Origin of the sequence: Nodosilinea sp. AN01ver1 (genome assembly GCF_050565655.1) — a bacterium.
In the GTDB taxonomy this organism is placed as follows: domain Bacteria; phylum Cyanobacteriota; class Cyanobacteriia; order Phormidesmidales; family Phormidesmidaceae; genus Nodosilinea.
This window is the reverse complement of the sequence record NZ_JBNXVS010000035.1, coordinates 47,587-70,538: the sequence shown is the minus strand read 5'-3', so window position 1 is coordinate 70,538 and position 22,952 is coordinate 47,587. Positions and strand designations below refer to the sequence as shown.

Below are 22,952 nucleotides of genomic sequence, written 5' to 3'. Positions count from 1 at the left end.
CTGTCGCTCGTAACTTCGCGCTCAATCTCTACCGCTCCAACGCCTTCTCCAATATGGCTCAGGCTGAACGATTCTGTAAATTCGGCCTAGATACACTCAAGACCGTTTTTAGAATGAAATAGCCCTGCTCTTGGGGCAGAGCGTCGCGGTTGAGCAGCAGGACATCGGGCAGGTAGGCGGTGTCTTCTCCTGGCAGTTTGACGAGGGCTTGCTTGGGCAGCATAAAGGGCTGCTGTAGCCGATGAACTTCTAGCACCAGCACCGAGTTCAAAAAAGAGATAATCTCCTCGTGGTCGCCAGTCGGTTGCATTTCAATGGGGGTGCCGTGGTGAAGTTCGTACCGGCGGTTGTCGGGTTTCCAGGCAATGAACTCGGCAAAGGTCATTAACTGGGCATCGGGGAGGGGAACAGTGATCATAAGATTTGGCTTGATGCAGCAAGCATAGATTATCTGTGGGCTGAAGATAGTAGAGAATTACATGCCGCCAAATTCAGTAGGTTGGGTGAAACGGAGTGGAACCCAACACCCCTTATCGTTGGATTTCGCTAGCGCTCCATCCAACCTACGAAACTGACAATGCTGGACTTAGCATAGCTCAGACCATCAGCACCAGTCTGTTTCAGGATGAAGCATGTACAATGCCCTGCAATTTTTCTGTTCCCTAAGAAGATAGGTTTTAATAGGGCAACGCATCTGCCTGAGCCGTAGGGTGGGCACTGCCCACCACCCCATTTATTCACCCACCACCAACCCCTTCCCCTCAAAAGCAATCGCTGCCTCTTTCCCTCCACAGCAGCATCCCAACCCCCCCCCCCTTGAGTCCCATTCCTGGACAAACCGCCGAAGACTCGAAAACTCCCACTGATGGGGCACTTCACCAATCCATGCTTCATCAGGTTGTTGTGTAGGTGATTCATTTGGCAAAACGAACCCGTTTCTCAGTCACCACCACAAAATTATAAGCTAATTGATCAGGATAGCTTTCCAATAGCCTTTGTAGAACCGCAACCTTATTGACAGAGCGTTCATCCTGAAGCCTCAAGAAGATTACTCCACAGTGAGGTTGCCTTTCTCGGTAAACTTTTTCTCCAAAATCTTTATCGCTGGTGATCAAAATCCAGTTTTCGTCAAAGGCTTTTTGTAAAATGATGTCGTCGTCTGTACCTCTTGCTTCTTCATATACAGAAAAGACCTCATGCCCCAGATTCCTCAACCACCGGGAAACGACAACTCCCGTGTTCTCATCCACCAAAAAGCGCAACTAAGCGATCTCCTTCTCTAGAGGCATAAAACTTGCACTTTCTAAAGACCGTGAGGCAAACAAAAGACAGGCCAGAATATCATCTCTAGCTAAACCTTCGTATTCTTCTAGAATTTCAGCTATCGTCGTCCCATGGGCCAAAAGATTCAGAATATATTCGACCGTAAGGCGAGTCCCTTGAATCACGGGTTTGCCAACCATGATTTTTGGATCAGTGGTAATTCGGTCTAAAAGCTCTTCATCAGTCATTGTTGCTAGCGCTGTAGTGAATGATTGATTACCATTTTAGAGCCATTCATCTTGAATTAAAGTCAGTAAGGCGGGCACTGCCCATTGCCAGGGTGAGAAAAATCGCCTCGCCAGGAGTGTAGGCGCGTCGATAATCAGGCATTTGGGGCCAGGGAAGATACTCCAAGGAGTGTTCCCGATGGGTTGGTAATAGCTGGGTGTAAAAGTGGGCAGTGCCCACTCTACGGTGCTGACGAAAGTTGAGACCCTAATAGGGGGCGTTGTTTATAAGTACTTCGCAGCTTAAGCAATGTCACTCTGACTACGGACTAAGGAAATTCGCAGTACGATGGCTCTATGCCAGTCAGAATAGACTGTGTAGCCTGGGGTGGTACAGCACCGCTGCCCCGGCCTTGGAGCGATAACGTCACGCAAAGGTTTACTGGTCCCATGCCCAACGCCCACCGCGCTTTTCAAATGGAATTTTTGGACGACAACAACGGCTACAAGTCGTTTGAAATGCCGGGGGCCAAACCCCACTACAACCCCGATCGCCCCGGCCAGGTCGAGCACATTGCCCTGGAGCTAAACCTCGATCTGGAGCAGCAAATCTGCGAGGGCACCTGCAACATTCGCATTAACCCCGTGCGCGACGGCCTCGACAGCCTGGTGCTCGACGCCGTCAATCAGCAGATTGAGTCGGTCAAGGTGGGCAGCGTCAAGCAAGACTTTGACTACGACGGCGAGCGCCTGCACGTGCGGCTCAAACAGCCCACCGTGGCCGAAGAAAGCTTTACCGTTGCGATCGCCTACCGCCTGGTGCAGCCCGAGCGGGGCCTATACTTCATTGGCCCCGACCAGCACTACCCCGACAAACCCGTGCAGGTGTGGACCCAGGGCGAAGACGAAGACTCGCGCTTCTGGTTTCCCTGCTTCGACTATCCCGGCCAGCTCTCCACCTCAGAGATGAAGGTGCGGGTGCCTGCCCAGTACCAGGTGGTCTCCAATGGCGAGCTGGTAGAGACTAAAGAAGACGGCGACCAAAAGATCTACCACTGGTATCAAAAGCAGGTACACCCTACCTACCTGATGGCCCTGGCCGTGGGCGAGTTCGATGTCATTCAAGACCAGTGGCAGGATATTCCCGTCACCTACTACGTCGAAAAAGGCCGCCAGGACCAGGGCCAGATCACCATGGGCAAGACGCCGCGCATGGTGGAATTTTTGAGCGAAAAGTACGGCTACAAATATGCCTTTCCCAAGTACGCTCAGGTGTGCGCCGCCGACTTTATCTTTGGCGGCATGGAAAATACCTCGGTGACGATCTTGACCGATCGCTGCCTGCTGGATGAACGCGCCGCCCTCGACAACCGCAGCTCAGAATCGCTGGTGGTGCACGAGCTGGCCCACCAGTGGTTTGGGGATTTACTGGTGATCAACCACTGGAGCCACGCCTGGGTGAAAGAGGGCATGGCCACCTACTCCGAAGTGATGTGGACCGAGCAGGAGTACGGCCCCGACGAGGCCGCCTACTACCGCCTGGGGGAGGCCCGCAGCTACCTGAGCGAAGACAAGAGCCGCTACCGCCGCCCTATGGTGACTCATGTCTATCGGGAGGCGATCGAGCTGTACGATCGCCACATTTACGAGAAAGGGGCCTGCGTTTACCACATGGTGCGGGCCGAGCTGGGCGATGCCCTGTTCTGGAAGGCGATTCGCACCTTTGTGCAGAGCAATGCCCACCAGACCGTCGAAACTATCGACCTGCTGCGGGCGATCGACCGGGCCACGGGCCGCAACCTGCGCCCCCTGTTTGACCAGTACGTGCTGCGCGGCGGCCACCCCGACTACAAAGTGGCCTACAGCTGGGAGGTTGACAGCAACCTGGCCAAGCTCACCGTCACCCAAACCCAGGCCAAAGACGGCGACACCAGCAGCACCAGCGGCCTGTTTGACCTGCGCATTCCCATTGGCTTTGGCTTTGTGGGCAAGGGCAAAGCCGCGAAAGTCGAGATCAAGCCCTTCACTGTGCGCATCCACGAGCGCGAGCAGGCGATGTTCTTTCCGCTCGACCAAAAGCCCGACTTTGTCAGCTTTGACGTGGGCAACCACTACCTCAAGACCGTCGAGCTGGAGTACCCGATGGCGGAACTCAAGGCCCAGCTCCAGCACGACCCCGACCCGCTGTCGCGAATTGAAGCCGCGATCGCCCTGGCCAAGAAAGGCAATCTCGAAGCCGTTCAGGCGCTCAGCCAAGCCCTCATCGACGAACCCTTCTGGGGCGTGCGGGCCGAAGTCGCCGAGCAGTTGGCCTCGGTCAAGCTCGACCAGGCCGTTGCAGGGCTGCTGAAAGGTCTGCAAGACTCCGAAGCCCGCGTGCGCCGCGCCGTAGTGGAATCGCTAGGCGACATCAAAACCGCTGAGAGCTATCAGTCACTAAAGGCGATCGCCGAGCAAGGCGACCCCAGCTACTACGTCGAAGCCGCCGCCATTCGATCGCTGGGTAAGGTGGGCGCGGCTGATCTAAACGGCAGCGCCAACGACCAGGAAACCCTGGCCCTGCTAGAGACCATTCTCAACGAGCGCCAGGGCTGGAATGAAGTGGTGCGATCGGGGGCGATCGCGGCCCTCAGCCAGTTCAAATCGTCCGAAGCGGCGCTGGAATTGGTGCTCAAGTACACCGAGCCCGGCACTCCTCAAGCTCTGCGGCTGGCGGCGATTCGCGCCCTGGGGGCGATCTCTAAGGCCCAGAGCAAGCCCAATGTGGAGCGAATTTTGGATCGGCTGGATGCGATCGCCCACGAGAGCTTCTTCCTCACCCAGGTGTCGGCGGTATCGGCCCTCAGCGGCATTGAGACCGGGCGGGCCATCAGCGTACTGCAAAGCCTGGCTGAGCACACCCCCGATGGCCGCGTGCGCCGCCGCGCCGAGGAGGCCGTGCAGCAGGTGCAAAAAGCGATTGGCAAAGACAAAGCAGTGGAAAAACTGCGCCAGGAAGTTGACGATCTGAAGAAATCTAACCAGGAACTCAAGAGCCGTCTAGAAACTCTGGAGGCTAAAGCGAAGTAATCGAAAGCGATCGTAGTGATGGCTAGGGTGTACAACGCCAGGGCGAGGTTCGGTCCTTGCGCAGCCGTGCACCCTAACATCTCTAAAACATCAACAAAGCTCTTTTGCTCAACACGACTACAGGTCAGCTATGGTTCAAGCCGCCGCTAACCCACTAACCTTTGATGAATTTATAGAGCGCTACCCCGAAGACGGTGGCCGCTACGAGTTGCGCCATGGAGTGATGTTAGAAATGCGTCCCATTGGCCCCCACGAAGAAGTCATTGCCCTCATTCGTCGCAAGCTAGATTTTGAGATTGAGCGGCAAAATCTGCCCCTCTTTATTCCTCAATCGTGCTTAATTAAGCCCTTACGGGAGGGAGAAGGCTATCTCCCAGACATAATCGTTCTCGACCGGGAGAAGGTCAAAACAGATCCTTACTGGCAAAAGTACTCCAGTCTTTCTAGCAGTGACGCCATCAAGCTAATCGTGGAGGTTGTGAGCACCAATTGGCAAGACGACTATTTGACCAAGCTGGCCGAATACGAAAAGCTGGGTGTACCTGAGTACTGGATTGTAGACTACCGTGCTTTAGGCGGTGTTCGCTTTATTGGCAGCCCTAAAACGCCAATGGTATGGATTTACAATTTAGTCGATCAAGAATATCAACCGGGGCAACCATTTCAGGCCGCTCAACAACTCACCTCCCCAACGTTTCCCGAACTGGTTTTAGAGGTAGACCGTATTATCGATATAGGGCAAGAGCAATAATTTGACTATTAAAGAATTCTAGACTCCGCAGCGTGAATAGGGTTTGAGGCTAACCGTTTTGCTGCGCTACTCGTTCAAACAAAAAGCGCCTCCCAGACTTACTGACTCGCGACAAGGCTACAGCGTGACCGGCGACTCAACGTACACCGTCGGCTCTTGCAGGGTGAACTCAATGCCGTAGGCCTGCAGCTCGCTGGCGATATTGTCATTGGCCAGCTCTAGCAGGCGCTTGCGCAGCTCGATCGAGCTTTCGCTAGAGCCCAAAATAAAGAACGTAACGCGGGCGTGGCTGGCGGCAAAACCGCCGTTTTTAGCAGGCTCGGTCGCCGCCGGAAAGCTGATGTTAGTGCTGCCGGGGTCAATGCCAAACAGCGATTCGGTGCTGCGGGTGACGACCTGTTTGACCAGGGCCGCATCTTCTTCGCGCAGGGGCCGCACAAAGTCCATATAGAGCATCACCATCACCTTTTTGGCCCGGCTGACGTTCTCAATCTCTTCGTTGACCAGCTTTGAGTTGGGCACAATGATCAGCGTGCTTTTGGCGGCGGTGCGCAGCTTGGTCGATCGCAGCCCAATCGACTCGACCCGGCACAGCTGGCGATCGCCCTGGCGAATGTACTCGCCCGGCACAAAGGGGCGATCGAGGTACAGCACCAGGGTGCTGAGCAGCTGCTCCAAAATTTTCTGGGCCGCCAGACCCAGGGCAATGCCGCTAATGCCCAGGCTGGCGATTAGCCCCACCAGGTTAAACTGCTGGCTCTGGGCAAAGGCCAGCACCGCAATAAAGCCAATAATCACGTTGGCAACGGTTTCAAACACCAGCAGCAGCTCATCGACCTCGCGGCCCAGGCGGCGCAGCATAGCGATGCCGTAGCTTCTGACAAACTGGCGAAACAGGCGAGAGGCTAGCCAGGCCACGCTGGCGATCGCCGCCAGATCCACCAGGGGGCGAAAAAAGCCGTATAGCCCCGCCGAAGCTGCCTCTAGCCACACCATCGACAGCGACACCAGCAGCAGGGTGCCCGCCAGCTTAACCGTCCCTTTGATGGGCAAGATCAGGTTGTTGTAGATGGTGGCCCCCTGCTGGGGCGAGACCCGCCGCACGACGAGGCCCAGCAGCCCAGGGGTGTAGCGACCGACCAGTAGGGACAGCAGCAGCGCGACTAAAAACACCGCCAGCGGCGGCAGCGCCAAGAGCTGAATATCGACGGTCGTGAGCAGGTCGCGCAGGGTTATAAACAAGGGTCAAAGCGAGTTGTCAACAGAGCAAACTGTAGTGGCGCAGCCGCACCCTACACGGTAATGGGGGCATCGACGTAGACCGTCGGCTCTTCAATATCGAAGGCGATGCCGTACTGCTTGAGTCGCTGGGTGAGCTGCTGGCTGGCGACATTGAGCAGCTGGCGACGAATTTCCATCGAGCTGTCGCCCGACCCCAGAATAAAGAACGTAATCTGGGCCTGGGCCCGCCGCCCGCCATCGAGATCTCGAAAGGCAATGTCGGTGCTGCGGGGGTCAATGCCCGACAGCTCTTGAGTGCTGTCTAAAATTACCTGGCGAATCAGGGCCTGCTCTTCGGGGCTGACGGCCCGGTACAGGTTGAGGTAGGTAATCGCCATTACCTTCTTGGCCCCGGAGAAATTTTCGACCGTAGATTGAATAATTACGTTGTTGGGCACGATCGCCAGCGACCCCTTGCCCGACACCCGAATTTTGGTCGATCGCAGCCCGATCGCCTCGACCCGGCCAAAGGTGCCGTCGGGCAGGCCAATGTAGTCGTCCACGCCAAAGGGATGGTCAACGTAGATCACCAGCCCGCCCAGCAGCTGCTCCAGCACCTTTTGGGCTGCAAAGGCCACGGCAATGCCGCCCACCCCCAGGCTGGCGATCAACCCAAAGATATTCAGGCTGTGGGTCTCGGCAAACGCCACCACCAAAATCAGCAGAATGCCCGCGTTGGCAAAGAACCGGGCCAGCACCAGTATTTCGCTGTTGCTCTTGCGCCCGTCCTGCAGGGCGGCATCGAGCAGGTAGGTGTTGAAATAGGCCCTGAAGCTACCGGCCAAAAACCAGCCCAGCACCACCGTAAACCCCAGGGTGAGCGGAATCTCCAGGTAGGGGTACCACCGCACCTGCAAATCTCGCTGCAAAACCAGGTAGGCCACCAGGTCGAGCAGCCCCAGTACCAGCACCCCCTGCAATAGCGACTGCTGCGGTTGAATCACCAGGCGGTAAAACTTATCGGCCCGGCCTGCCACCAGGCGGCGCAGCAGCCAGTTCACCAGCCGCGAGAGCACGTTGCCCGAGAAGTAGGCCAGGGCGGTAATCAGCCCCAGCAGCCCCAGCCAAAAAAGGGAAGGGTGCTCACCGGATAGACGAAAGATTTGGGTGTATAGCTCTGACATTGACCTGTTGGTGAAGCTTTTGGGGCGCGGCTCTGGCCCAAACGCTTTCAAGGATATACGAATTGGTCATTGGCCGCAGGGAGACACCTGCAGCACATGATCCAGCATGGTGCGATCGCGCCCCCCCCCCCCAAGTGAGGTGCAAGTGAGGCGCAAGTGAGGCGCAAAAAAGCTGAAGAAATCGGCAGAAGCCAGGCGCGGCTTCTATGGTGAAGGGGACGACAGCAGGAGCGATCGCCCCCATGCCCCCATCCACTACCACCATCAGCTGGGCCACACTGCAAAACGGCTCTGACATTCGCGGCGTCGCCCTGGAAGGCGTTCCCGATCAGGCCGTCAACCTCACCCCGGCGGTAGTGAATACCCTGGGCAAAGCCTTTGCCACCTGGCTATCGGCAGAGCTAGATCATCCTTTAGACGAGCTGACCATTGCGATCGGGCGCGACAGCCGGCTGTCTGGGCCTGATCTAATGCAGGCTGCGATCGCAGGTATGACCTCCCTGGGCTGCCGGGTGCTGGATGTAGCCATGGCCTCGACCCCGGCCATGTTTATGGCCACTGTGCTGCCCGAGTTTGCCTGCCAAGGCGCGATCATGATGACCGCCAGCCACCTGCCCTTCAACCGCAACGGGCTCAAGTTCTTCACCCGCCAGGGCGGTTTGGGCAAGGGGGATATCTCGCGCATTCTAGAGCTGGCCGAGCAGGGCAATTTTGCTGCGGCTGAGGTTTCTGGCTCGGTGGAGAGTCGCGACCTGATTGGAGCTTACGCCGCAGGGCTGGTGCAGCAGATTCGCCAGTCGGTCAACCACCCCGACCACTTTGACCAGCCGCTGCAAGGGCTCAAAATTATCGTCGATGCGGGCAATGGAGCGGGCGGCTTTTTCGCCAGCCGGGTGCTCGAACCGCTGGGGGCAGACACCACCGGCAGTCAGTTCCTCGACCCCGACGGCACCTTTCCCAACCATGTGCCCAACCCGGAAGATGCGGCGGCGATCGCCTCCATCTGCCAGGCCGTCCTAAACCAAAAGGCCGACTTTGGCCTGATCTTTGATACCGATGTCGATCGCGGTGCGGCGGTCGATGCCGACGGGCGCGAACTCAACCGCAACCGCTTGATCGCGCTGATTGCTGCGATCGTGCTGCAAGAGCACCCCGGCACCACCATCGTCACCGACTCCACCACCTCTGATGGTCTCACCCAGTTCATCGAAGATCACCTGGGGGGCATTCACCACCGCTTTAAGCGGGGCTACAAGAACGTGATTAACGAGGCGATTCGGCTGAATGAAGCGGGCCAGCCCAGCTGGCTTGCGATCGAGGCCTCGGGCCACGGGGCGATGAAAGAAAACTACTTTTTAGACGATGGTGCTTACCTGGTCAGCAAGCTGCTAGTCGAACTGGCCAAGGCCCGCCGCTCGGGCCAGCGCCTCACCGATTTGATCGCTACCCTGCAAGATCCCCACGACAGCCAGGAGTACCGGCTCAAGATTTTGGCACCGCAGGCTCAGGCCCACGGTGCCGAGGTGATGAATCAGCTGCAAGAATTTGCTGCTACCCAGGCCGATTGGGCGGTTGTACCCAGCTACGAAGGAGTACGCGTCGCCTGTTCAAAGCCGGAGGAAAACGGCTGGTTTATGATGCGGATGTCGCTGCACGATCCGGTGCTGCCGCTAAACATTGAGTCGAATGTGGCGGGGGGAGTGGCTAGGATTGGCGATCGCCTAATGTCCTTTTTTGAGACCCTAGAAGGCTTAGATGTTTCTGCCTTGGGGACGTAAAATTAGGTGGAATAGGTCAGTAAATCCAGCATAGAGAGTGGTATGGGTTCCCACGTAGCACTCCCCTGCGGCCAGAATTGATGATAGGAATTTCATTGAGCGTGATGGGGGAGTCCAGACCTGTTTTCAGTGAAAATGATTGCCAAGAGGCCGGTATGGAAGAACTGTTGGAATTGCGAGAGTTATTGCTGGCTGACCGGGTGAGTGACGCCTTGCTTCTGGTCGAGGAAATGACGGAAATGAGTAAGGATGACAAACTCAACAAGATTTTTAGCTTTGGCATCATCCTACTCGTACATCTCATTAAGCAAGCCGCAGAGGGGCGCACCACCCGTTCTTGGGAAACCTCTATTCTCAACGCCGTCAAACAAATTCAGCGGACCAATCAACGACTCAAAGCCGGGGGCATGTACTTGACCCTGCAGGAGCTTCAAGACACCCTCGAAGATGCCTATGACTCTGCGCTGCGGCAGGCAGCCTTAGAAGCGTTTGAAGGTCGCTATGATGCAGCAGAGTTGGAGCAGAGGGTCGATCACAAGGCCGTGATTAACCAAGCGATCGCGCTGATTGTAGGCTCTGAAACAGAGCCAGCGATCAACTAGGGCTCTGCCCACCACCCCATCTGGAGCCACGAGGCACCCTCACAACAGTTAAGGCAACTAACCTATGGTTTCTTTTCCCAAGCTGCCCAGATGGGCGATCGCGGGTCTGGCCTTTCCCCTCATCTGCCTCAACGGCTGGCTGCTGTACTGGCTGGGAGGGCTGCTACAACCTGCCACCAGCATTGTCATCACCGCCACGCTGATCGCCTTTTTGCTCGACTACCCCATCGACTGGCTAGAGCATCGCGGCCTGGCCAGAAGCCTGGCGGTGGCATTGGCGGTGCTGTTGGCCGTTGTGGTGACTACGGTTTTGGTCACCTTTTTGGGGCCGCAGGTGTGGCAGCAGCTCAACGACCTGGCCGAACGCCTGCCGGGCTGGATCGATCGCGCCAAAACCCAGCTGCTGCTGCTCGAAGATCGCACCTTCTTTCAAACCCTGCCCATCGACCTCGACCAGCTCACCGTCCAGGCTGCCAATCAGCTCACTAATGCTCTGCAAGCTACCACCACCCAGGCGATTAGCGTTACCCTCAGCACCCTCGACAGCGCCGTTAATTCGCTAGTCACTGCCGTGCTGGCCATTCTGCTGGTGATCAACGGTGACCCCCTGTGGGAAGGGCTGCTGAGCTGGCTGCCAGTTTCCTGGCGATCGCAGGTTCGCAGCTCGCTCAGACCCAGCTTTCAGGGCTACTTTTCGGGGCAGGCCACCCTGGCGCTGATTCTGGCGGTGGCCCAGTCGACGGCCCTGATTTTGCTCAACGTGCCCTTTGGTCTACTGTTTGGCCTGGTGATTGGCCTGGTCAGCATCATTCCCTTTGGCGGCACGGTGGCGGTGCTGGGGGTGAGCACTCTGCTGGCGTTTCAAGATATTTGGCTGGGTCTTAAGGTGCTGGGCGTCGCGATCGTGCTGGGGCAAATTAACGACAACCTGGTGGCCCCCCGCCTGATGGGCGGCATCACCGGGCTCAACCCAGCCATCATTATCTTGGCCCTGCTGATTGGGGCCAAGTTTGCCGGGTTTTTGGGCCTGCTGCTGGCCGTACCCACCGCCAGCTTCATCAAAAAAGTTGCCGATGCCATTCACCAGCCGGAGCCTCAGATAGAGACTCTTCAGAGCGGCGTGCTGGAGTCTCAGCATTCGTAGGATGGGTTAGCGAAGCGTAACCCATGCGGATGTTGGTTTACTGCCTTTCTATCGTGCCAACGCTCCAGCATTGTCACCACTTCCTTCGACGCTCCTGCGTCTCCTCAGTACGGGGCGCAGAAGCGCTATTGTGGGCATTCCACGCGAAGCGTAGGAACGATGGAGACTCTTCCCTGCAGATTGCCTTAGCCCTCAACCTTTGCCCGAGCCGCCTTTAAAATGCTGTCGAGCAGGCCAGGAAACGCCGCCTCAAGATCGTCGCGGCGCAGCGAGTTCATGTGCTGAGTGCCCTGCTTGCGGCAGTGCAGCACCCCAGCTTCACGCAAAATTTTGAAGTGGTGGGAGAGGGTCGACTTGGCCACCCCCAGGTCTAGATCAGAGCACGATAGCTCGTCGTTGTTGGCTAACCGCTGCACAATTTCGAGCCGCACGGGGTCGCCCAGGGCATACAAAACCCCCTCCAGGGCAATGTCTTGGCAGTTGGGATGATGAATAGGTCGCATAGTTGCATTATGCCACGGGGAGCGCTATAGTTTAATTGTTCGAATTTTTCGAATAATTGAAATTCGCCCGATTGGCGGAGGTGTTTGATGTCCGCAGTTGCAAGTATTACCCAAGAGACGTTTCAATCCGAAGTGCTGCAAAGTGACGTGCCCGTGCTAGTCGATTTTTGGGCTCCGTGGTGCGGCCCCTGTCGCATGGTCGCCAGCGTGGTTGACGAGGTGGCCCAGCAGTACAACGGGCAGCTCAAGGTGGTCAAGGTCAACACCGACGAGCAGCCCAGCATTGCCTCCCGCTACGGCATTCGCAGCATTCCCACGCTGATGGTGTTTATGGGCGGCGAAAAAATGGAGGAGGTCGTTGGGGCTGTGTCTAAGACCACGCTGGCTAAGGCCGTTGAGCCGTTTCTGAGCTAACCCGGCACAGCCCCTCGTAAGGGCAAACAACCGTTTGCCCTTACCCCATTCATGCCGCTATTAAAATTTCTCCTGGCTTGATTCTCTAGAGGGCAAAGGCCATTTGCCCCTACATGACCCATACCGTTCTGGTAAAACCGCTAGCACTAACCACTCCAAAGGAAACTCCTATGTCTACCGAAAAGAACCTGTTTACGCCCATTCAGCTCGGTGCCTACGAACTGCCCAACCGCATCGTGATGGCCCCCCTCACCCGCAACCGGGCCGGGGCAGGCAACGTGCCTCAGCCCTTGAACGTGACCTATTACGAGCAGCGGGCCTCGGCGGGGCTAATCATCACCGAGGCCAGCCAGATTTCTCCCCAGGGCATGGGCTACCCCGCCACCCCCGGCATTCACAGCGCTGAGCAGATCGCCGGGTGGCAAAAGGTAACCGAGGCCGTTCACGCCAGAGGGGGTCGCATCTTCTTGCAGCTGTGGCACGTAGGTCGCATTTCGCACCCGTCTTTGCAGCCCGACGGGGCAACGCCTGTGGCTCCCAGCGCCATTCAGCCCCAGGGCGAGGCCATGACCTATGAGGGAATGCAGCGTTTTGTCACACCGAGGGCGCTGGAGCTAGACGAAATTCCTGGCATTGTCGAAGATTATCGCCAGGCGGCCAAGAATGCTCTAGAGGCAGGCTTTGATGGCGTTGAGGTGCATGGGGCCAACGGCTACCTGCTCGACCAGTTCTTGCGCGACGGCAGCAACCACCGCACCGATGCCTACGGCGGCCCGGTCGAAAATCGCGCCCGGCTGCTGCTGGAGGTGACCGAGGCTGTGGCGGAGGTGTTTGGCGGCCAGCGGGTCGGCGTGCGCCTCTCGCCCAGCAGCACTTTCAACGATATGACCGACTCTGACCCCAGGGCCACCTTTGGCTATGCGGTGCAGGCGCTAAATCAGTTCAATCTGGCCTACCTGCACCTGCTCGAACCCAGCGAGTCTGACCTGCGCCACGGCGGTACGGCCATCCCTACAAAAGAGTTTCGCCCGCTGTACGACGGTCTGCTGATGGTGAACTGGGATTATGACCAGGAGGCGGGAAATGCGGCGATCGCCAGCGGTGATGCCGACCTGGTTTCCTACGGCAAGCTGTTTATTGCCAACCCCGATCTGCCCCAGCGCTTTGCGAAAAAGGCTCCGCTCAACGAGCCCAACCCCGAGACTTTCTACGGCGGTGGGGCCGAAGGGTACATTGACTACCCCACGCTGGCAGAGGCGGCCTAGAACGCTGGAATAAAAACTCGGTTTCTGCGGCATGTCCCATCAGCAAGCCTTGAAAACAACCGGGTTTCTGCTGAAACTGAAACTGAATGCAAATTGCCGTTTTCGCCGAAGGTGAGCCAGAGTTGCTACCAACCCTGGCTCACCTTCGGTTGAGCAACAAATGATTTAAACCGTACGTCTCTCGGTGTAGTTTGCATGAAACTACTGAGAGGAGCGCGCGATGAGAGCGGCAAGCATTCTTCTGGCGGGCGTGGTTGGGCTGTCTAGCGCCATGGCTTTTTCTAGCCCCAGCCGGGCCGACGAGACAACCTGCCGAGGTCACCTGGGTAATACCACGGTCGAAAACCTGCGGGTGCCCGATGGCGCAACCTGCACCCTCAACGGCACCCGTGTAGACGGCAATATCACTGTCGAGTCAGGGGCGGTGCTGGTCGCTCGCAGCGTACGCATCGAGGGCAATATTCAGGCTGAAAATGCTGGCCAGGTGACGGTCAACATGCGCTCTCTAGTGAGGGGCAATATTCAAATCAAACAGTCGGGCGCAGTGATGGTGGCCGACACCCGCATTGGTGGCAACCTACAGTTTGAAGAAAATACGCGATCGCTGCTCAGCCAGGGCAACACCATCGGCGGCAACCTGCAGGCCTACGAGAACGCAGGCGGCCTGCGCGTGTTTAGCAACCGCATCAACGGCAACCTGCAGTGCAAAGAAAACAGCCCAGTGCCCAGCGGCAACGGCAACATCGTGCGCGGCAACAAAGAAGACCAGTGCGCCCGGTTCTAGCCTCGGTTTCCCTAGCCTTCTTGGGCGAGAGGCATCGGTGTCAGGCCCCCAAAGCGCCTTTGCCGCCGCTGGTACCACTGCAGCGCCTGGTGAAATGCGGCGCGATCGAACTCAGGCCAGAGCACATCGGTAAAGTACAGCTCGGTGTAGGCCAGCTGCCAGGGCAAAAAGTTGCTCAGTCGCTGTTCGCCGCTGGTGCGAATCAGCAAATCGGGGTCGGGGAGCGGGTAGGTCAGCAGCACGCGAGACAGAGCCTCTTCATCTACCTGCTCTAGGGATAGAGCACCGCAGGCCACCTGCTGGGCAATGTGGCGAGTCGCCGCCACCAGCTCCTGGCGGCCGCCGTAGTTGACGGCCACGTTAAACTGCACGCGCTGATTGTGGCGGGTCACGGCCATCGCCTCCTGCATCAGGTCTTGCAGGCGATCGGGCAGGGGCGACAGGTCGCCCAAAAACTGAATACGTACCCCCTGGCGCTGCATTTCGGCCAGCTCGCGGCGCAGCAGGCGGTCAAACAGGCGCAGCAAAAAGGTGATTTCTGCCATCGGTCGCCGCCAGTTTTCGGTCGAAAAGGCGTAGACTGTCAGCGCCCCAATGCCCCAGTCTTTACAGCAGCGCAGCAGATCTTTGACGGTTTTAGCCCCCTGGCGGTGGCCCGCCACTCGCGGTAGCCCCCGCTGAGTGGCCCAGCGCCCGTTGCCATCCATAATTACCGCCACGTGGGCAGGCAAGGCTTCGGGGTGCAGGTCGGCGGGCAGGGTTGAATAATTGATCGGTTGAAGCATAGGTTTAAACTCCTTAAAAACATAGACATAGGTAGGGTGCATTCGCGGCCAAGAAACCTTGGCGGCTCAGCAGTTAGATGCTGAGCCGCAATGCACCGCTCACTACGTTGAGTATTTCTTCGGTGCATTGCGGCTCCAACGATGATTCTTTGAAATTTAATGAGGGTGCTTAGCCGCGTAGGCAGAGCCGCGCCTCTGGCGCTATGCACTCTACGCGTGGGTGGGGTTGGGGCCGAATAATTCTGTTAGATGGGCGGGCGTGAGCGATCGCTCCCACCGCCACAGCACCCGCATCACCCGATCAGCGGCGTAGAGAAACGTGAACCGATGACTGAAACTCCATTGCTCCCAGGCCAACTCCGCCGTCATGCGGCGCAGGGTGTGAATCAGGCTGCCCTGGAGATGCGGCTGTCGCCACTTTTGCACCATCGCCTTAGATAGGGTGCCGACAATCATCCCCAAGTTGGTTTCGGGGTAGGCCCAGCGGCCAAAGCCCCAGAACTTGGTCATATGGTTGACTTCGTCGATCAGCAGTTCCGCCAGTACGGCCTGGGTGGGGCCGGTGGTGTAGGCCATCATCCACAGGTAGAGGCAGGCGGCTCCGTATTCTGTTGCAATGCGGTGTAGCCCGTGGCGGTAGAGGTCGGCGCGGGGATTGCCGCTGGGGGTGTAGGGTCGGGCCGCGTGGGGAACCGGGTAGGGCTGCTTCCTGCTCAGGCGGTGGTAGAGCATGGTCAGGGCCGGGGTATGGCGCTTTTCTTCGCGCTCCCACAGTCCGGGGGTAATTATCTGCCCGTCGGCATCCACTGTGCCCCCCACAAACTGGGCCATCTGGGGATAAAACTGCTCCAGGTACTGGCGGCTGGCCTGGGTGTAGCCCCGAATCGGGGCTTCGGTGTTGATGGTGCCGAGCAGAATGGCGCAGAAGGTGTCGAGCGACATACCCGTCACCTGGTCGGGGTGAATGGTGCCCCAGTTGACCCGGCTCCAGCGGCGCGGCTGCGGGGTTTGGAACTGGCGAGGCAGATCAGCGAGGCGATCGCATAAATGCTCCACCGTCACGTATCGTCGGGTGAGCGCGGCAATGCGCTGGTTGACCTGAGCCATAGCTGGGGCCGGCCACCACGGCCCCGCCAGGTCGTGCCCAGGAGAATCGACGGTTAAAAGAACAGGAGTAGCCGTCATATTTGATACACTCTCAATGCGCTACGGTTGAGTAAGTTCACCGTAGCGACTCGCAGGGCCGCCGTCAGTCGGGCCGAGTCGGGCTGGCGTCAAAGCGGTTTGGCCCCAGAGGCGGAAAAAGACGGAAACTGTCCACTGGGAATGAAAGAAACCTGAATCTTGGCTAGAGTTGGGGCCGTAGGGGATACACACGACTATGGCATCAGATGCGGTAGAACTGGCAGACCGGCTTGTCTTCACCGTCACCGGGCGGCATCTGAACGATTTGCAGCGCACCATTCTGCGTCAGGTGTGGCAGGGGCAAAAGTATCTCGATATTGCTAACACCGCCGGATACACCGAGGGCCATATCAAGGATGTCGCCTACCAGATGTGGCGGCTGCTCTCCAAGGTGACCGGCGAAAAGGTGACGAAATCGACCCTCAAGTCGGCCCTGAAGCGATCGCTGCTCAAGATGGGCATTGATGTATCGGGGGCCAGCGCCGCCCTGGGCTTGGCCGACTCGGCGGGGCCGCGAGGGGCGCTGGTTCCTGTTGATATTGCCCAAACGGCGGCTATCGCTGCGGCAAACCCTAACTTTGTCGGTCGGCAGACGGCGATCGCCCACCTCACCACCCTGATCGCCCAGGGCCACCGCACCATTCTGATTCAGGGCGAAGGCGGCCTGGGCAAAACCACCCTGGCCCAGCACTTCGTCGCCCAGCAGCCAGTCGATCTCACTCTCGAACTGCTGATGGCCAAAGACCCCGCCGACATTACCCCGGTGGAGTGGGTCGTCGAAGAATGGCTGCGTCAGGACTTTGGCGTCGAGCCGGGGCGCGAGTTTGGCGTCACCCTCGATCGCCTGCGTCGTCACCTGCGCCAGCAGCGGGTCGCCGTGCTGATCGACAACCTGGAGCCAGCGCTCGATGCCCAGGGCCAGTTTATTTCAACTCACCGTCGCTACAGCGAACTGCTGCGGGTGCTGGCCGACAGTCGAGGGCAAACGCTAACGCTGCTCACCAGCCGCGATCGCCTCTGCGAACCAGGCATTCCCATCGCCCACTACCGGCTGCCAGGGCTGAGCGTCACCGCCTGGGCCACCTACTTCGCCCACCGGGGCCTTCCTGAAAACGGCGATGTGCTAGCCGCCATGCACGGTGCCTACGGCGGCAACGCCAAGGCAATGGAAATTTTGGCCGGGGCGGTACAGGCCGACTTTGAGGGCAGCCTGGGGCTCTACTGGCAGGCCCACAGCCAGGATCTACTCGGCCCCGTGGACTTAAAAAACCTGGTCGAAAGCCAGATTTACCGCCTGCAAGCCCTCGATCCCGAGGCCTATCATCTCTTCTGTCGCCTGGGCGTCTACCGCTACCAGGATGTGCCCACTATTCCCTGGGCGGCGGTGCAGTGCCTGATGGCCGACATTCCTGCCCAGCGCCACCAGGCCATTGTCACCTCGTTGCGCAATCGATCGCTGCTAGAGTGCCGCCAGGGTCGCTACGGGCTGCACCCGGTGGTGCGAGCGGGGGCTCTGGCTCAGCTGACGTCCGATGCCCAGGATTCCTCCGAGTGGAAGTCGGCCCACCGCGCCGCCGCCCGCTGCTGGAGCGACAGCATTCAGCGCATTTGCAGCCTCGACGATGCCATCCAGGCGCTGGAAGCCTACTACCACTACGTCGCCATCGGCGACTACGGCGCGGCGGCGCGGGTGATTTTGCACAGCCGCGACAACCAGTGGCAGCAGTTTTTGCCCCTGGGCAGCACCCTCTACCGCATGGGCCTGGTGCAGCCAGTCACCGATGCCATCACCGCCATCATCGACCACATTCCGCCAGAAAATGCCGACGCCAGCGAATTGGCCAACATTCTGGGCGACCTGTACTGGATACAGGGGCGTTTGGAGCAAGCGATCGCCTGTCAGCAGAATGCGATCGCGATCGCCCAAACCTGTTTGCACACCGAGGCCCCTGACCCCACCACCCACCGCTGGTACTACCTCACCATGCTGGTCGTCGACTCTCAGCTCAGCTTGGGCCTATATCACCTCGACCTGTGGAACCTGGAGACTGCCGCCACCTGGTTTAGCCAGGTGATTGCCACCGCCACCGGCACTCGCCACCAGCCCTGGGCCGACAAGGCCACCACCTGTCTGGCGCTGGTGCTCTCCTACCAGGGCAAGCAGAGCGCTGCGAAAACGCTGGCCGATGCCGTCATTGAGCAGGTGCGAGGCCGGGGTCAGAGCGGGCGACACGCTTTCTTTGTGCAGCTTTTGGGCCACGCCTATCTCAACCTGGGCGATTTAGATACGGCTGAATCTCTGTTTAATGCTGCAATTCAGGCGGCGGCGGCGGGTCACTACCTGCAAATTAAGGCCAATGCCCTGGTGGGGCTGGGGCGCATGAAGTCTCAGCAGGGAGATTTGGCCGGGGCGGTAGAGGATTGTCGGAGCGCGATCGCCCTGCTGGATGAAGTGGGTGCCCACGGCGATCTGGCGGCGGCCTACCTGCAGTGCGCCCTCACCCTGGCCACTCGGCCCCAGCACAGGTCAGAAGCGAAAGCCTGTTTTGGCAAAGCCCTGGATTTGTTTCAGGCCATCCCTGCCCCGCAGCAGGTGGCCAGAGCCCAAAAGGCCTGGCAGGGTGATTAATAAAAAACAATTTGAATTGTAAACATATAAAAATCTGTGTGTTTTTATAATTCCTGTTAGCCGTTTGGCGGAAATTACGGAAGCCTATCCTTCACAGCATTGGGAATAATGCGAAACATCGACACCTAGGTGAAAACTAAGGAACCCACTATGCCCACTGCTGTCATTCCATCTGTAACTGAATTACGATCTGAACTTGGCGACTTTAGCAGCATTATTTGTTTTAGAGCATTAGTTGTTGGCACCGAAGAAGTTTTAGGTGAAAAGGCTGCCGCGATCGCATTGATTGGTGCGGGTCGTCAACGGGGCCGCCAGGTAGCAGAGCAATTGGGCATTGCGGAAAAAGCTATGCCGCTTGACGAGCTGGCCAATGTTCTTCAATCTGCACTGGGCAAAGACGGCACTCGCCTCTGCTTGGTCGAAAAAATTGTTGAAGCCGGCGAATCGATTTTGGTTTACTGTCGCGAAACGATTTGCTCGGCTGGCGAACCTGAAGGATCGCCCCGCAAGCTAACCTTCACGTTAGGTGCGGTTCAGGGCGTGATGGAGAGCGTCACCGGAAAGCGTTTTCGAGGCAAGCAAATAGAGTCTGTTCTGCGGGGCAGTGACTTCGATGTGATCGAATTTGAAGTGATTGGCTAAACCAAATACAGCTTAAAGTCTGTAGTTTTTTTAGTCGAAAAGCTACAGACTTTGAGTACGCAGGCGATAGCGATCGCGTGAGTCGACATCAACTGGCGCAAAGTATTCTTATTCGGGAAGGTGCAATCATCGAGCGGAGTCGAGAGCGGTCATCGAGCGGAGTCGAGAGCGGTCATCGAGCGGAGTCGAGATGCGGGTGGCTCAGATCCCAGAGTTCTAGCAAGGCTGTGGCCAAGACGGCAGATCTTGCGTCAGAATTCTGGGATCTTCGTTTCCATTGCAATCGCCGGGCGTCAGACTTGCAATACTTTTGCAATACTTAAGTAATACTCTTGTTGCTAAAGTGCTGTTGCTAACGCCCTAGATCTATGACCGCCGCCAACCCCCTGCTCGCCCTCGACTACCTGCCCGCCCTGGAATCCCTGGGCGATGACTACTATGACATCGTCCCCGCCGCCGAGTTTCCGCAGCACATGCTGCGCTTTCGCAACGATGACCTGGTGCGGCTGCTCGGCCTCGACCCGGCCACCGTCAGCGACGAAGACTTCATTGAAGCCTTTGGCAAGTTTCAGGGGCGCGAGCCCTTTTTGGCCCTGCGCTACCACGGCTACCAGTTTGGCGAATACAACCCTTTTTTGGGCGACGGGCGCGGCTTTCTCTACGGCCAGGTGCGCGGCACCAACGGCAACCTCTACGACTTTGGCACCAAAGGGTCTGGCACCACGCCCTACTCGCGCGGCGGCGACGGCAGGCTTACCCTCAAGGGTGGCGTGCGCGAGGTGCTGGCCTCCGAAGCGCTCCATGCCCTGGGGGTCAACACCTCCCGCGCCTTCAGCCTGGTTGAAACCGGCGAGGCCTTGTGGCGCGGTGACGAGCCTTCCCCAACGCGATCGGCGGTGCTGGTGCGCTTTAGCCAGTCGCATATTCGCTTTGGCACCTTTGAGCGGCTGGAGTACCACAATCGCCCCGACCTGATTGCCAAACTGCTGGAGCACGTCATCGACGTTTACTACCCCGAGGCACGGCTGTTTACCGATGCCCAGGAGCGGTATCTGCATTTTTACAAAGAGCTGTGCGATCGCGTCGCCCGTCTCGCCGCCCAGTGGATGGCAGTGGGCTTTTGCCACGCCGTACTCAACACCGACAACATGTCGATCACGGGCGAAAGCTTCGACTACGGCCCCTACGCCTTTATGGATGGCTACGACCCGCGCTTTACCGCCGCCTACTTCGACTACGCCGGGCGCTACAGCTACGGCAACCAGCCGCTGATCTGCCAGATGAACCTCAAGGCGCTGCAAAAGCCCCTCAAGCTGATTATGCCCGAGGCCGATTTGGAAGCGGCTCTGGCCCCCTTTAAAGATCGCTACGAGGCTTATTACCAGCAGCTGATGCTGCGCAAGTTAGGCTTTGAATCCCTGGCAGATGACCTGGCGACCGCTCTGGTCAGCCAAACGATCGCCCTCCTGAGTGCCGTCACTGTGGGCTACCACGACTTTTTCCTGGCCCTAGCCCAACAGTTCTCTCCAGCCTGGCGCGAGCACGCCACTCTCATCTTCAGCACCACGCTGCAAGCCTCAGACGCAGCAGCGGCCTCTCAGCTCGATGACTGGCGGCAGACCTACTACCGCTGCTTGCAGAGCCTCGATGCTGAAAAGATGGCGGGCGTTGCGTCACTGCTAAAACGCACCAATCCCGAAACCGTACTGCTGCGCCCCGCCATTGAGGAAATTTGGGAACCCATTACCACCGACGACAACTGGCAACCCTTTTACGATTTGCTCAATAAAGTTCAGCATCCCTTTGGGCAGGGCTAGGTGGTTTCTGAAAAGATGCCCGTTTCGAGTCGGTTTTTGTCTCTGGCAGACCCAGGCTATGCGCTGTGCAAATCGTATTTAGAGGGCGACGTCCCATGATGCTGATGCGCCACTTCAAACGATAAAAACACTTCCAGCCGTTCCCTTCGACTCCGCTCAGGGAACGGGCTTTCTCCCTTCGGGAGACGTTTCACGAACGACTCCGCTCAGGCCTCGATTATTTTCAGGGCAAAGTTCCCCCTTTTCAGCCTATCGATAGGCTCTGATACTCCAAATGCCCCTGGTTTGGCAATCCCTAGTTTGGCAATATGTAGTGGCAATATGTAGACAGTCTTTAATCAAGAGCCTTCATCATGTCCGACGACCCAGCTTCCGCCAGCTCTCTTGCACCGACGCCCGCCGCCAAAATTTTGCAGTGCTTTAGCGGCGCTTTTGTGGCGGGTACCATCGCTATGTTGGCCTACCGCCTGATGCTATCGATCGCCGCCAACTTTGCGGCCCATCCGGTCGTGTCAGACAATCCGGCGGTGGCTAATATCTCGGCGGCGGTGCGCACGCTGGTGGTGGGCATGGCGGCGCTGGGGTCGGGGGTGTTTGGCCTGGCGGGGTTGGGGTTGTTTCTGCTGGGCATTCAGCTGCTCTGGGGGCGACTGGCGGGTCGGCCTGCGGCCTCTGCCGAAGAGCCGTAGTCGCTTTCCATTGGCAAGCTGGTCTGCGATCGGTCAGTAACGAACACTTTGTCGGGGTTATTTTTGTTAGGTTAAAGACATCTTTAACCTAGCGGTTAGACACGAGCTATGCTGCCTGGCTCCGTTCCGACCGGATTGAAAGGTAAAAATTTGGGTCAATCATCGATCAAAGCACAAATTTTTCCTCAGTCAACCGGCCAAAGTTATATATTTAATAAAGAACGTTAGGTAAAACGCCGCACTCCACCTCAAGATTCATGGTTGCCACTCCCAGTCTCAGCACCCTTAGCCAGCGCCCTCGCACCGGGGATGCCAAAATGCTGAGAGAAATTTTCGCCGCTGTTGACGCAACCAGCTGCCCCTACACCTACAACTTTCACATGCATACCGCCTGCTCCGACGGTAAGCTCACCCCCGCCGGTTTAATGGAGCAGGTGGTGAATATTGGCCTCAGCGCCTTTGCCATTACCGACCACCACACCGTCAAGGGCTACCAGCAGGCCAAGGCCTGGCTCGAAGACTGGCAGTGGCGCAACCCCACCTCTCTGCGCCGTCGTCAGCGAGGCAAGGGAGGGGCCGTACCCCGACTGTTTACGGGCGTAGAAATTACCTCTATTTTGGCTGAAACTGAGGTTCACATTTTGGGCTACGGCTTTGCGCCCGCCCACGATGCGATCGAGCCCTACCTGCGCAGCTACGCGCCTCGGGGCGAGGCCAAGCTGGCGGCGGCGGTCATCACCGCGATTCAGGCGGCTGGGGGGATTGCTGTGCTGGCCCACCCGGCCCGCTATCGGGTCTCGGCTAAGCAGCTCATTCCCATTGCGGCGGCGCTGGGTATCGACGGGGTTGAAACCTACTACGCCTACGCTAACCCCGAAGAATGGGTGCCCTGCCCCCGCCATACCCCCACCGTTGAGCAGCTGGCCCAAGACTACGGCTTGCTAACCACCTGCGGTACCGACACCCACGGCCCTAGTCTACTGCGGCGACTGTAGCCCCT

At 58.1% G+C, this 22,952-nt stretch carries 21 protein-coding genes; 13 read left to right on the top strand and 8 right to left on the bottom strand.

The genetic code is table 11. From position 1 onward, the window contains the following. Positions 1–58: 58 nt before the first annotated feature. The 3 genes from ACQ4N7_RS21945 to ACQ4N7_RS21935 form a co-directional block, all read right to left on the bottom strand. A complete protein-coding gene (locus ACQ4N7_RS21945; RefSeq protein ID WP_430713623.1) occupies positions 59–418 on the bottom strand; it encodes a Uma2 family endonuclease in 360 nt (119 codons plus the stop codon). Between the two features lie 496 nt (positions 419–914). Further along, complete coding sequence (locus ACQ4N7_RS21940; RefSeq protein ID WP_430713622.1) at positions 915–1,262, bottom strand: DUF5615 family PIN-like protein; 348 nt, start codon at positions 1,260–1,262, stop codon at positions 915–917. Continuing rightward, a complete protein-coding gene (locus ACQ4N7_RS21935) occupies positions 1,263–1,511 on the bottom strand; it encodes a DUF433 domain-containing protein (protein WP_430713621.1) in 249 nt (82 codons plus the stop codon). 429 nt (positions 1,512–1,940) lie between these two features. Here ACQ4N7_RS21935 and ACQ4N7_RS21930 point away from each other — a divergent pair, with 429 nt between their 5' ends. Further along, positions 1,941–4,559 (top strand): M1 family aminopeptidase, encoded by a 2,619-nt coding sequence (locus ACQ4N7_RS21930; RefSeq protein WP_430713620.1) that lies wholly within the window; start codon positions 1,941–1,943, stop codon positions 4,557–4,559. Positions 4,560–4,689: 130 nt separating this feature from the next. After that, complete coding sequence (locus tag ACQ4N7_RS21925; RefSeq protein WP_430713619.1) at positions 4,690–5,310, top strand: Uma2 family endonuclease; 621 nt, start codon at positions 4,690–4,692, stop codon at positions 5,308–5,310. Positions 5,311–5,427: 117 nt separating this feature from the next. Here ACQ4N7_RS21925 and ACQ4N7_RS21920 read toward each other — a convergent pair whose 3' ends face one another. Next, the gene (locus ACQ4N7_RS21920) at positions 5,428–6,546 is read right to left on the bottom strand and encodes a mechanosensitive ion channel family protein (protein WP_430713625.1); all 1,119 of its coding nucleotides are present in this window, start codon (positions 6,544–6,546) and stop codon (positions 5,428–5,430) included. Between the two features lie 56 nt (positions 6,547–6,602). Further along, complete coding sequence (locus ACQ4N7_RS21915; RefSeq protein ID WP_430713618.1) at positions 6,603–7,715, bottom strand: mechanosensitive ion channel family protein; 1,113 nt, start codon at positions 7,713–7,715, stop codon at positions 6,603–6,605. A 242-nt stretch (positions 7,716–7,957) separates the two neighbouring features. On the opposite strand from ACQ4N7_RS21915, the gene ACQ4N7_RS21910 reads away from it, so the two are divergent. The 3 genes from ACQ4N7_RS21910 to ACQ4N7_RS21900 all read left to right on the top strand — a co-directional run bounded on the left by ACQ4N7_RS21910 (position 7,958) and on the right by ACQ4N7_RS21900 (position 11,239). After that, positions 7,958–9,493, top strand: coding sequence for a phosphomannomutase/phosphoglucomutase (locus tag ACQ4N7_RS21910; protein WP_430713624.1), 1,536 nt, complete (start codon positions 7,958–7,960; stop codon positions 9,491–9,493). Between the two features lie 155 nt (positions 9,494–9,648). Continuing rightward, positions 9,649–10,095, top strand: a complete 447-nt coding sequence (locus ACQ4N7_RS21905; protein WP_430713617.1) for a DUF29 family protein — start codon at positions 9,649–9,651, stop codon at positions 10,093–10,095. A gap of 64 nt (positions 10,096–10,159) precedes the next feature. After that, entirely contained in the window at positions 10,160–11,239 is a 1,080-nt protein-coding gene (locus ACQ4N7_RS21900; RefSeq protein WP_430713616.1) for an AI-2E family transporter, read from the top strand. A 185-nt stretch (positions 11,240–11,424) separates the two neighbouring features. Here ACQ4N7_RS21900 and ACQ4N7_RS21895 read toward each other — a convergent pair whose 3' ends face one another. Continuing rightward, positions 11,425–11,742 (bottom strand): ArsR/SmtB family transcription factor, encoded by a 318-nt coding sequence (locus ACQ4N7_RS21895; protein WP_430713615.1) that lies wholly within the window; start codon positions 11,740–11,742, stop codon positions 11,425–11,427. Between the two features lie 87 nt (positions 11,743–11,829). On the opposite strand from ACQ4N7_RS21895, the gene trxA reads away from it, so the two are divergent. The 3 genes from trxA (at position 11,830) to ACQ4N7_RS21880 (ending at position 14,205) form a co-directional block, all read left to right on the top strand. Then, complete coding sequence (gene trxA, locus ACQ4N7_RS21890) at positions 11,830–12,156, top strand: thioredoxin (protein ID WP_430713614.1); 327 nt, start codon at positions 11,830–11,832, stop codon at positions 12,154–12,156. A 170-nt stretch (positions 12,157–12,326) separates the two neighbouring features. Further along, positions 12,327–13,421 (top strand): alkene reductase, encoded by a 1,095-nt coding sequence (locus tag ACQ4N7_RS21885; protein ID WP_430713613.1) that lies wholly within the window; start codon positions 12,327–12,329, stop codon positions 13,419–13,421. Positions 13,422–13,641: 220 nt separating this feature from the next. Beyond that, positions 13,642–14,205 carry a hypothetical protein gene (locus tag ACQ4N7_RS21880; protein ID WP_430713612.1) on the top strand — a complete coding sequence of 188 codons (564 nt, stop codon included), beginning with the start codon at positions 13,642–13,644 and terminating at the stop codon, positions 14,203–14,205. An 11-nt stretch (positions 14,206–14,216) separates the two neighbouring features. Here ACQ4N7_RS21880 and ACQ4N7_RS21875 read toward each other — a convergent pair whose 3' ends face one another. Then, the gene (locus ACQ4N7_RS21875; protein WP_430713611.1) at positions 14,217–14,990 is read right to left on the bottom strand and encodes an isoprenyl transferase; all 774 of its coding nucleotides are present in this window, start codon (positions 14,988–14,990) and stop codon (positions 14,217–14,219) included. A gap of 210 nt (positions 14,991–15,200) precedes the next feature. Next, positions 15,201–16,175 carry a ferritin-like domain-containing protein gene (locus ACQ4N7_RS21870; RefSeq protein WP_430713610.1) on the bottom strand — a complete coding sequence of 325 codons (975 nt, stop codon included), beginning with the start codon at positions 16,173–16,175 and terminating at the stop codon, positions 15,201–15,203. A gap of 196 nt (positions 16,176–16,371) precedes the next feature. On the opposite strand from ACQ4N7_RS21870, the gene ACQ4N7_RS21865 reads away from it, so the two are divergent. The 5 genes from ACQ4N7_RS21865 (at position 16,372) to ACQ4N7_RS21845 (ending at position 22,947) form a co-directional block, all read left to right on the top strand. After that, on the top strand, positions 16,372–18,804 hold the full coding sequence (locus ACQ4N7_RS21865; RefSeq protein WP_430713609.1) for an NB-ARC domain-containing protein: 2,433 nt from the start codon (positions 16,372–16,374) through the stop codon (positions 18,802–18,804). A 150-nt stretch (positions 18,805–18,954) separates the two neighbouring features. Next, positions 18,955–19,446, top strand: coding sequence for a hypothetical protein (locus ACQ4N7_RS21860; RefSeq protein ID WP_430713608.1), 492 nt, complete (start codon positions 18,955–18,957; stop codon positions 19,444–19,446). A gap of 368 nt (positions 19,447–19,814) precedes the next feature. Beyond that, positions 19,815–21,263, top strand: a complete 1,449-nt coding sequence (locus ACQ4N7_RS21855; RefSeq protein ID WP_430713607.1) for a protein adenylyltransferase SelO — start codon at positions 19,815–19,817, stop codon at positions 21,261–21,263. Positions 21,264–21,616: 353 nt separating this feature from the next. Then, complete coding sequence (locus ACQ4N7_RS21850; protein ID WP_430713606.1) at positions 21,617–21,952, top strand: DUF3082 domain-containing protein; 336 nt, start codon at positions 21,617–21,619, stop codon at positions 21,950–21,952. Positions 21,953–22,209: 257 nt separating this feature from the next. Further along, a complete protein-coding gene (locus ACQ4N7_RS21845; protein ID WP_430713605.1) occupies positions 22,210–22,947 on the top strand; it encodes a PHP domain-containing protein in 738 nt (245 codons plus the stop codon). Positions 22,948–22,952 lie beyond the last annotated feature (5 nt).